Source organism: Aeromonas sp. s9, from assembly GCF_040907765.1.
Classification (GTDB): Bacteria; Pseudomonadota; Gammaproteobacteria; order Enterobacterales; family Aeromonadaceae; genus Aeromonas; species Aeromonas caviae.
The window spans coordinates 1-8,865 of the sequence record NZ_JBFOCK010000035.1; the positions used below are offsets into that span (position 1 = coordinate 1).

Genomic DNA, 8,865 nt, shown 5'->3' on the forward strand with positions numbered 1-8,865 from the left:
GGTGTGTAAGCGTAGCGATACGTTGAGCTAACCCATACTAATTACCCGTGAGGCTTAACCATACAACACCCAAGAAGTGTTTCTGGCCTTGTAGCAAGTGTGAGACTACTTACCTAATTCAGTGATAATGACAAGCAACTAGCAAAGTTGTTATTCACGTCAGCTTTCCAAGATTGAAGAATTTGCCTGGCGGCAATAGCGCAGTGGAACCACCTGACCCCATGCCGAACTCAGAAGTGAAACGCTGTAGCGCCGATGGTAGTGTGGCATTCGCCATGCGAGAGTAGGACACTGCCAGGCACCCAATACAAGAAACCCCGCTCACTCGAGCGGGGTTTTTTTATTGCCTGAAATTTATTTTTTAGATAATAAGTCTGGATAATGCTAAAAATACAGTTTATTAAATCGGTAAACATTGCTATTCAGCCAGTATCACTGCCTTTCAAACGGCTCAATCTCTCTTTCTCACCAGGTTGAGCGTCAAGTATCTCCGGCTCAAACGCTATTCCCTTCCTTGATAATCACTATCGCCGGAAACGGGAGTGACAAGTACTTCAGGATCCATAGACTGTTTCTTTCATGTACAAGGAGCTGTCTATGTTGGGGATCCACGATCTGGCGTTGTTTGTCGTTTCTGGCCTGCTGTTGAACATGATGCCTGGGCCTGACTCCCTGCTCATAATGCTGCGCAGCGGCTCCCAGGGCTGGCGTGCAGGGTCCATGGCGGCATGGGGTATCGGGACAGGTACCATGGTGCATGTGTTGGCGGCGGCGCTGGGACTGTCTGCCCTGTTGAGTGCCTCCGCCGAGCTGTTTGCCGTCATCAAGCTGATGGGGGCGCTCTATCTGGTCTATCTCGGTGTGTCCATGCTCTGGCAGAGGAGTGGCACTTCAACGTCTGTGGATGGGGCTGTGGCGCTGCCTGCGCTCTCTTATGGGCGCATCTTCCGGCAGGGGTTGCTCACCAATGTCCTCAATCCCAAGGTGGCGCTCTTTTTTCTCGCTTTTGTGCCCCAGTTCATCGATCCCGCTTCACCGCAAAAGGCGATGGCATTCATCGTGCTGGGCTGCATCTTCAATCTCAACGGCATGATCTGGTGCCATCTGCTGGCGTTTTCCACCGCGTTTGCAAGCCGCAAGGTGCGACTACCCACCCGGGTGGCCACCTGGCTGAATCGTGTGATGGGGGGGCTGTTCGTGGGGCTTGGTATCAAGCTGGCGGTGGAGTGAGCAGGTAAACACCGGGCATAGAAAAAGGCGTATCCCATCGCTGGGATACGCCTTCGTCTGCACTGCAGCAGAATGACCGGGATCAGTTCATGCCGTAACGCTTGAGTTTCTTGCGCAGGGTGCCGCGGTTGATGCCCATCATCACGGCGGCGCGAGTCTGGTTGCCACGGGTGTACTGCATGATCACGTCCAGCATGGGAGCTTCGACTTCGGAGAGAACCATATCGTACAGATCAATCACTTCCTGACCGTTCAACTGGGCCAGGTAGTTACGCAGGGCCTGTTGCACAGAGTCACGCAGGGGGCGTTGGGTCGGCTCGGCAGCGTGATTGTGAGTAGTTGTTACCAATGCATCAGAAGTCAGGGTTTGTTCGAACATATTCGGTCGGCTCTTTAGTTATGCGTTAACCTAATCCATCGAAATACGCTTCGAGTGCCTCGAGTTGTGCGTCTGCACAATCCAGGGCATTGAAGTGCTTACGGAATTCTCGGCCCGCCTCTTCTTCATCCAGATACCAGCCCACGTGTTTACGGGCAATGCGCGCTCCCAGATAGGCACCGTAAAACTGGTGCAGATTGGTGACATGCTCGTTCATCAGGGTGCGAACCTCTTCCCTGTCGGGAGGCGGCAGCTTGGTGCCCGTTTCAAGAAAATGGCGGATTTCCCGGAAAATCCAGGGTCGTCCTTGCGCAGCACGGCCGATCATCACGGCGTCGACACCGGTATAGTCGAGGACATACCGGGCTTTCTCCGGGCTATCGATGTCGCCATTGGCGACAACAGGAATCGATACGGCCTGCTTAATCGCCCTGATAGTGTCGTACTCCGCTTCGCCCTTGTAGAGGCAGGCACGGGTACGACCATGCACGGCAAGGGCCGCGATACCGCAATCTTCGGCGATTCGGGCGATCTCCTCGCCATTGCGGTTATCCGGATCCCATCCTGTGCGGATCTTCAAGGTGACAGGTACTTCCACCGCATCCACCACGGCCCGGCAGATGGATCTGACCAGGTCTGGCTGACGCAGCAGGGCGGAACCTGCCAGCTTCTTATTCACTTTTTTTGCCGGACATCCCATGTTGATGTCGACGATCTGAGCGCCCTGCTCCACGTTGTAGCGGGCAGCAAACGCCATCATCTCGGGGTCGGCACCGGCAATCTGGACCGATCGCAAGCCGCCTTCAGCAGAGTGATCCATTCTCATCCGGGTTTTCTGGGTATCCCAGACATCCGGGTTGGCCAGCAGCATCTCGGAAACGGCCATACCGGCTCCCAAACGTAAACAAAGTTCACGAAATGGTCGGTCTGTTACACCGGCCATGGGGGCCACGATCAGGGGAGTTTCAAGCGTGTGGGGACCTATCTGCATTCCACGGTTACCATCGGCTTAGGGCGGCGTATATTACGCATTTTTTAGTCAGGAGAAAAGGTTAGTATTTGAGCGTCAGCCATTTTTTTCTGAAAAAAACGTCGCGCCAAGGCTTGCAAATTCAGGAGTGCTTGAAAATCGGACATATTGTCTGTGACCATGGTCAGGAGGGCGCGAGTGAGGGAGATGGTGATTTGTGAGTCTCCCTCTCAAGCCGGTTTAGGCTATGATAGCGGGCCTGAATTGAGCAAAGACTCTACACAATTTCATTACAAACGGATCGGGGATGTATGACGGTAAAGTTCATCAAGTCGCTCTGCCCATGCCTGCTGGGTATCGTGCTGGGGTCGGCTCAGGCGCAGACGGTCAGCTTTACCGAGGCCTGGAGCCGGGTCATCCAGCAGGATGACGGCTTGGCGGCAGAGCAGGCCGGGGTGGAGCGGGCCCAGCAACTGCGGGAGGCGGCCAAGGCCATGTACCTGCCCAAGGTGGATGTGGGGGCCAGCTATACCCATCTCGATCAGCCGATGGAGCTGGACATGCTGGATCTCAACCCCATCGCCAATCATCCGGAATTCGGCAAGGTGCTGGGGCCTGTGATGCAGGCACTCAACCTCAGCCCGAGCGATTTCGTCACCCCCCTCACCAAGCAGAACGTGGTGACCAGTTCGGTCAAGATGCTATGGCCGCTCTTTACCGGCGGGCGCATCGATGCGGCCCAGGATATTCGTCAGGCCCAAGTGAGCGAGGCTGAGCAGTTGCTGGTGCTCAAACAGCAGTCCACCTTCGAGAGCCTCTCCCAGACCTACTTCGGGGTGGTGCTGGCGGCGCAGGTGGTGCAGACCAAGCAGGAGATCGAGCAGGGACTGGCACACCATCTGGATCATGCCAAGAAGCTCGAAGCCCAGGGGCAGATCGCCAAGGTGGAGCGCCTTTCGGCCCAGTCTGCCTATGACAGGGCACGTATCGATACCCAGAAGGCCAGGCGCAGCCTGGAGATCGCCCAGCTAGCGCTCGGCCACATGCTCAAGCTCAAGCAGGCTGAGCCCAATACCGCCCTCTTCATCAACGAAGGGATGCCAGCCTTGTCTCCCTTCGTGGAGGAGACCCTGTCGGTGCATCCCGGTCTCAAGCTGTTGACGGCCAAGAAGGAGCAGGCCCAGGGGATGATCAAGCTGGAGAAGGGCAAATACGCCCCCGAGCTCTTCCTGTTCGGCAACTACAACCTCTATGAAGATGATTCCATTGTCTCCAAGACCACACCGGACTGGCTGGTTGGTGTCGGGGTCAGCATGCCGCTGGTGAGTCGTGATGGCCGCTCCGAGACAGTCCAGGCAGCCAAGAGCGCCGAACTCCAGGTCAACCTGCTGCAAGCCAAGACCCGCCAGGATCTGGAGCTGCTGGTCGAGAAGACCTGGCGCGAGGCTGCCCAGGGACTGGAAGAGTATCACTCTCTCTCCTCGACCCAGGCGCTGGCCGAGGAGAACGTGCGGTTGCGTGACAAGGCATTCGGTCAGGGGCTCTCCACTTCCCTCGATGTGGTCGATGCCCAGACCCAGCTTGCCGGGGTCAAGACCCAGCGCGCCGCCGCCGCCTATCAATACGTGATCTCTCTAGCCCGCCTGTTGGCACTCTCCGGTCAGATGAACAGTTTCAACCAGTATCAGCATGGCCAGGCGATCGAGGTGAACTCATGATCGCGCGCTCTTCCACTCCGTTATTCATGTCCGTTTCGACCGTCAAGGGTCGCCCGTTTGCCGAGGTGAATTCATGAGTCATCCCCCCATCAAGAAGAAGATGAGCCAGGGCAAGCCCTGGCTGCTGCCACTGGCGCTGGTATTGCTTGTGCTCTGGCTTGGCTGGCGCTTCTGGCTGGCCTATCAGCCGGAGCCGGTGCGTCTGCAGGGGCAGATAGAGGCGCAGCAATATTCGGTTTCTTCCAAGGTGGCGGGCCGCATCGACGAGGTGCTGGTGAAGAAGGGGGATCAACTGGCCAGGGGCCAACTGGCGTTCACTCTGGCGAGCCCGGAGATCGAGGCCAAGCTGAGTCAGGCCAAGGCCGGGCAGGCCGCGGCGGGTGCCATGGCCGAAGAGGCCGAGAAGGGGGCGCGAGTGCAGCAGATCGCGGCCGCCAAGGATCAGTGGCAACAGGCCAAGGCGGCTGCCCTGCTTCATGGCAAAACCTACGAGCGCATTGCCAGCCTGCATCGGGATGGCGTGATGTCGCTGCAAAAGCGTGACGAGGCCTGGACGGCCTGGCAGGCGGCGAAGTACAGCGAGGGCATGGCCTGGCAGCAATACCAGATGGCACTGGAAGGGGCGCGGGAAGAGACCAAGATAGCGGCCCGCGAGCAGGCCAAGATGGCGGCTGGCGGAGTGGCGGAAGTGGAAGCCTATCTGGCCGATACCCGCATCGCCAGCCCCCACGAGGGGGAAGTTGCCCAGGTGCTGTTGCGTAGTGGCGAGCTGGCTCCCCAGGGCTTCCCTGTGGTGACCTTGCTCGACATGAAGGATGCCTGGGCCCAGTTCCATGTCCGTGAGGACCTCTTGCCAAGGTTCCCGGTCGGTACCGAGTTTGATGCCCGTATTCCCGGCCTGGGGGATCAGCTGGTGCGCTTCAAGGTGACCCATGTGGCCGTGATGGGGGATTTCGCCACCTGGCGTGCCACCGACACCCGCCAGGGGTTCGACATGAAAAGCTTCCAGGTGGAAGCGCGCCCCTTGCAGCCGGTTGACGGGCTGCGGGTCGGCATGAGCGTGCTGGTCGAGCTCTGATGGGGCGCGAATGGCGGTTGCTCTGGCAGGACCCGTTCGGCCGGGCGCTGGCGAGCTGGGTCCCCTTGGTGCTGATAGGGATCCTGTGCTGGATCTTTTCAGCCGGCCTGGCGCGGGATCTCAAGGTCGGTCTGGTGGATCTGGATCGCAGCACCCTCTCCCGACAACTGGCGCTCTCTCTCGATGGCTCCGCCGGGCTCAAGATAGCGCAGCAGTTTGACGCCATCGACGAGGGGGCCAGGGCGCTGCGTGGGGGAGACATCTATGCCCTGGTGGTGATCCCCCATCACCTGGAGCGGGATGCCCGCGAGGGGACCCAACCCAGGGTGACCGTGTTCAACAATGGCCAGTTCATCCTGATTGCCAAGCTGGTCAACTCCGCACTGGCCCAGGTGGTGGGAACTCTTAATGGCCAGGTGGGCGTGCTCTCGGCCATGGCCGACGGCAAGACGCTGCCCGGTGCCCTGGGACAATCCGTACCCATTGCGAGCCAGGTTACCGCGCTCTACAACATCAATTCCAGCTACGCCCAGTTTCTGCTGAGCGCCCTGCTGCCTGCGGTGTGGCAGATCCTGGTGGTGCTCTATGGCCTGAACGCCCTGGCCCGCACCGATCGCCTCGGGTTGGACTGGACCACCAGAGGGGTCTGGTTCGGCCTCTGGCGTACCCTGCTACCCCACGTGCTCATCGGCTGGGGGTGGGGTCTGGCGTGGAGTCTGCTGCTGTTCAAGGGGCTTGGGTACCCCATGCAAGGCAGTTGGCTGGTGCTGACGGCGGGGCTGGGACTGGCGTCGGCCGCTTGCGTCACCATGGGGGCCTTCTTCTACGCCATCATCCGGGATCCGGCGCGCGCTCTGTCGCTGGCGGGGGCTTACACGGCTCCCGGTTTCGCCTTTATGGGGGTCACCTTTCCGGTCAGCGCCATGGGGGATGTGGCCCAGTTCTGGCGCAGCCTGCTGCCCATCTCCCACTATGTGGAGCTGCAAATCGGGCAAACCAACTACGGTCAACCGTTGACGGCGGCCCTGCCCCAGCTCGGGGCCCTGCTGCTGTTTCTGCTGCCCCTGCTGCTGGTGGTACACCGCTACCGGACGCCGTCGGGCGCGGCCCTGCCCCATGAGGAGTCCAGGCCATGATGGGATTCTGGGATCTGGTGCGCCTTGAGCTGCGCACCCTCTTGGCGGATCGCGCCATCATGTTGACCCTGTTTGGCGGCGTCTTCTTCTACTCCTTCCTCTACCCCCAGCCCTACCTGCACCAATTGCCCAGGGAAGAGCCCGTGGTGGTGGTCAACGAGGATGGCAGCCAGCTCTCCCGCCAGCTGGAGTTTATGGCCGATGCCACGGCGCAGGTGAAACTGGTGGCCCGTGCCGGTTCGCTCGACGAGGCCCGCCAGATGATGCTGACCGGCAAGGCGAGCGGCATCTTGCACATTCCCCGCCACTTCTATCGGGATCTGATGCTGGGCAGGAGCGTGACCCTGGGTTATGCCGGGGATGCCTCCTACTTCCTGGTCTATGGCACCATTGCCGAAGGGCTGGCCCAGGCGGGGGGCACGCTCGCCGCCCAGGTGAAGGTGGCCAGGCTGCTGAGCCAGGGCGAGGCGCTGCCCCAGGCCGCCATGGGCTGGAACGCGGTGGCCCTCAATGTGCTGCCGGTATTCAACTCCACCATGGGCTATGTGAACTACGTGGTGCCTGCGGTATTCGTGCTGATCCTGCATCAGGTGTTGCTGATGGGGACCGGCATCCTGGGGGCGACCCAGAACCAGCGCAGCCGCCGTGGCGAGTCAGGCTACTGGCAACATGCCCCCGTGCCGGCCTTGTTGCTGGCCCGCACCCTGGTGGTGGGGGCTCTTTTCGTCCTTCCGGTGACCTACTTCTTCGGCTTCTGCTTCGATCACTACGGTATTGCCCGCACCGCTGTACCCGGCGAACTCTGGCTCTTTACCCTGCCGTTCCTGTTGGCCACCACCTGGCTCGGGATCGTGCTCGGCGCCCTGTTCACCCGCCGTGATCTACCGACCCAGGTGGTGCTTGTCTCCTCTTTGCCGCTGGTCTTCCTGGCCGGCTTTATCTGGCCCCTTGAGCTCATCACGGCACCCCTCAACTGGCTGGCCCAGTGGGCGCCGAGCACGCCGGCCATAGAGGGATTCCTGCGCCTCAATCAGATGGGGGCCGACTTTGCCCAGGTCTCCCGCTACTGGTGGCAGTTGTGGGGGCTTGCACTGTTGTATGGCGCTCTGGCGTGCTGGTTGCTCCGCTGGCGTCAACCGTGCCCTGCAACGGGGCCGGATGATGGGGCGACAGCGTCTTCCACCGACTAAATAACCGTTCCGAAATGTAGATCACTTATCCGGGAAAGAAGGGAACTCGGCGTCGTTTGTGCGATCTGATTAATCGCCAAACCAATCAAACGACAAACGAGCCGAGCCCGAAATGATACTAACACTCCCCGACCATGATGAGCGACGCCGGATCATCAACAAGATGCACCGGACCAAAGATAAAGATCTCTGCCGGAGGCTCAACGCCATCTTGCTCCTTGCTGACGGGCACAGTGTCTCGGCTGTTTCTCGGCTCACAGCCGCCGCCCGGTCATCGATCAATCGCTGGGTGAACTGGTACACCTTGTACGGTCTGGAGGGGCTTGAAAGCGAGCCTCGGGGGCGCAAGCCGGTGCTGCCATTTGCTCACATCTCGGGTCTATTACAGCTGTTGATCCAGTTGTCTCCACAGGAGCTCGGATATCAGCGCTCGCGTTGGAGTACCGAACTGATGGCGCTTGAACTCAAACGGAGTTGGCGCCTGACATTGCATGCTTCAACAATACGGCGATGGCTGCCCAGGCTAGGGATTGTCTGGCGCCGGGCCGCGCCCACTTTGCACATCCGCGATCCCCATAAAGAGCGGAAAATGGCCGCTATCAATGAGGCCTTGGGACGCTGCAGTGCGGACCATCCCGTGTTCTATGAAGATGAGGTGGATATCCACCTAAATCCCAAGCTGGGGGCGGACTGGATGATGCGAGGGAAGCAGAAGAAAGTGGCAACTCCGGGCCAGAATCGCAAACATTACCTCGCTGGCGCCCTGCATGCCGGAACAGGTAACGTGACCTATGTGGCGAGCGATAGCAAAGACACGGACTTGTTCTTGTCACTGCTCCAAACACTAAAGCGGACTTATCGGCGCGCCAAGAGCATCACGCTGATCCTGGATAACTACATCATCCACAAGAGCAAAAAAGCACAGCGATGGCTGGCAAAAAATCCGAAGTTCATCGTGCTTTTTCAGCCGGTGTATTCGCCATGGGTGAACCAGATTGAGCGGCTGTGGCATGCCCTCCATGAAACGATCACCCGGAACCACCAATGCCGCACATTGGGTGAGTTATTACGTCGCGTGTTCTACTTCCTGGATCATGCCGCCCCGTTCCCCGGTAATGGACATGGGCTTATGCAACTGGAGCGAAATTAGGATCAGCTATTTAG

The 8,865-nt window shown here is 59.4% G+C and carries 8 protein-coding genes and 1 rRNA gene; 7 read left to right on the forward strand and 2 right to left on the reverse strand.

Features of this window, described 5'->3' with window-relative positions:
* Positions 1 to 185 precede the first annotated feature (185 nt).
* A 5S ribosomal RNA gene (rrf, locus tag AB5Y54_RS06540) occupies positions 186 to 300 on the forward strand.
* Positions 301 to 597: 297 nt separating this feature from the next.
* Positions 598 to 1,230: a LysE family translocator gene (locus AB5Y54_RS06545; protein WP_368153393.1), complete on the forward strand. Its 633-nt coding sequence runs from the start codon at positions 598 to 600 to the stop codon at positions 1,228 to 1,230.
* Between the two features lie 82 nt (positions 1,231 to 1,312).
* On the opposite strand, the gene fis is transcribed toward AB5Y54_RS06545, so the two are convergent.
* Together fis and dusB are read right to left on the reverse strand one after the other, a co-directional pair.
* Entirely contained in the window at positions 1,313 to 1,609 is a 297-nt protein-coding gene (gene fis, locus AB5Y54_RS06550; RefSeq protein WP_005309538.1) for a DNA-binding transcriptional regulator Fis, read from the reverse strand.
* 25 nt (positions 1,610 to 1,634) lie between these two features.
* Entirely contained in the window at positions 1,635 to 2,600 is a 966-nt protein-coding gene (gene dusB / locus AB5Y54_RS06555; RefSeq protein ID WP_010675552.1) for a tRNA dihydrouridine synthase DusB, read from the reverse strand.
* A 290-nt stretch (positions 2,601 to 2,890) separates the two neighbouring features.
* Between dusB and AB5Y54_RS06560 the strand changes: the two genes are divergently transcribed.
* From AB5Y54_RS06560 to AB5Y54_RS06580, 5 genes are all read left to right on the forward strand, one after another.
* Positions 2,891 to 4,297 (forward strand): TolC family protein, encoded by a 1,407-nt coding sequence (locus AB5Y54_RS06560; protein ID WP_052815573.1) that lies wholly within the window; start codon positions 2,891 to 2,893, stop codon positions 4,295 to 4,297.
* 73 nt (positions 4,298 to 4,370) lie between these two features.
* Positions 4,371 to 5,375, forward strand: a complete 1,005-nt coding sequence (locus tag AB5Y54_RS06565; protein ID WP_080767988.1) for an HlyD family secretion protein — start codon at positions 4,371 to 4,373, stop codon at positions 5,373 to 5,375.
* The gene (locus tag AB5Y54_RS06570) at positions 5,375 to 6,511 is read left to right on the forward strand and encodes an ABC transporter permease (RefSeq protein WP_043156045.1); all 1,137 of its coding nucleotides are present in this window, start codon (positions 5,375 to 5,377) and stop codon (positions 6,509 to 6,511) included. Before AB5Y54_RS06565 ends, AB5Y54_RS06570 begins: the two co-directional genes overlap by 1 nt.
* Entirely contained in the window at positions 6,508 to 7,701 is a 1,194-nt protein-coding gene (locus tag AB5Y54_RS06575; RefSeq protein WP_368153394.1) for an ABC transporter permease, read from the forward strand. The genes AB5Y54_RS06570 and AB5Y54_RS06575 overlap by 4 nt, the downstream gene beginning before the upstream one ends.
* A gap of 112 nt (positions 7,702 to 7,813) precedes the next feature.
* Entirely contained in the window at positions 7,814 to 8,851 is a 1,038-nt protein-coding gene (locus tag AB5Y54_RS06580) for an IS630-like element ISAeme16 family transposase (RefSeq protein WP_041206064.1), read from the forward strand.
* Positions 8,852 to 8,865: the final 14 nt, after the last annotated feature.

What these genes read in the sequence shown, in the direction of transcription:
- AB5Y54_RS06545 (WP_368153393.1), top strand. Translation starts at nt 598, where the DNA reads ATGTTGGGGATCCACGATCTGGCGTTGTTTGTCGTTTCTGGCCTGCTG.
- fis (WP_005309538.1), bottom strand. Translation starts at nt 1,609, where the DNA reads ATGTTCGAACAAACCCTGACTTCTGATGCATTGGTAACAACTACTCAC.
- dusB (WP_010675552.1), bottom strand. Translation starts at nt 2,600, where the DNA reads ATGCAGATAGGTCCCCACACGCTTGAAACTCCCCTGATCGTGGCCCCC.
- AB5Y54_RS06560 (WP_052815573.1), top strand. Translation starts at nt 2,891, where the DNA reads ATGACGGTAAAGTTCATCAAGTCGCTCTGCCCATGCCTGCTGGGTATC.
- AB5Y54_RS06565 (WP_080767988.1), top strand. Translation starts at nt 4,371, where the DNA reads ATGAGTCATCCCCCCATCAAGAAGAAGATGAGCCAGGGCAAGCCCTGG.
- AB5Y54_RS06570 (WP_043156045.1), top strand. Translation starts at nt 5,375, where the DNA reads ATGGGGCGCGAATGGCGGTTGCTCTGGCAGGACCCGTTCGGCCGGGCG.
- AB5Y54_RS06575 (WP_368153394.1), top strand. Translation starts at nt 6,508, where the DNA reads ATGATGGGATTCTGGGATCTGGTGCGCCTTGAGCTGCGCACCCTCTTG.
- AB5Y54_RS06580 (WP_041206064.1), top strand. Translation starts at nt 7,814, where the DNA reads ATGATACTAACACTCCCCGACCATGATGAGCGACGCCGGATCATCAAC.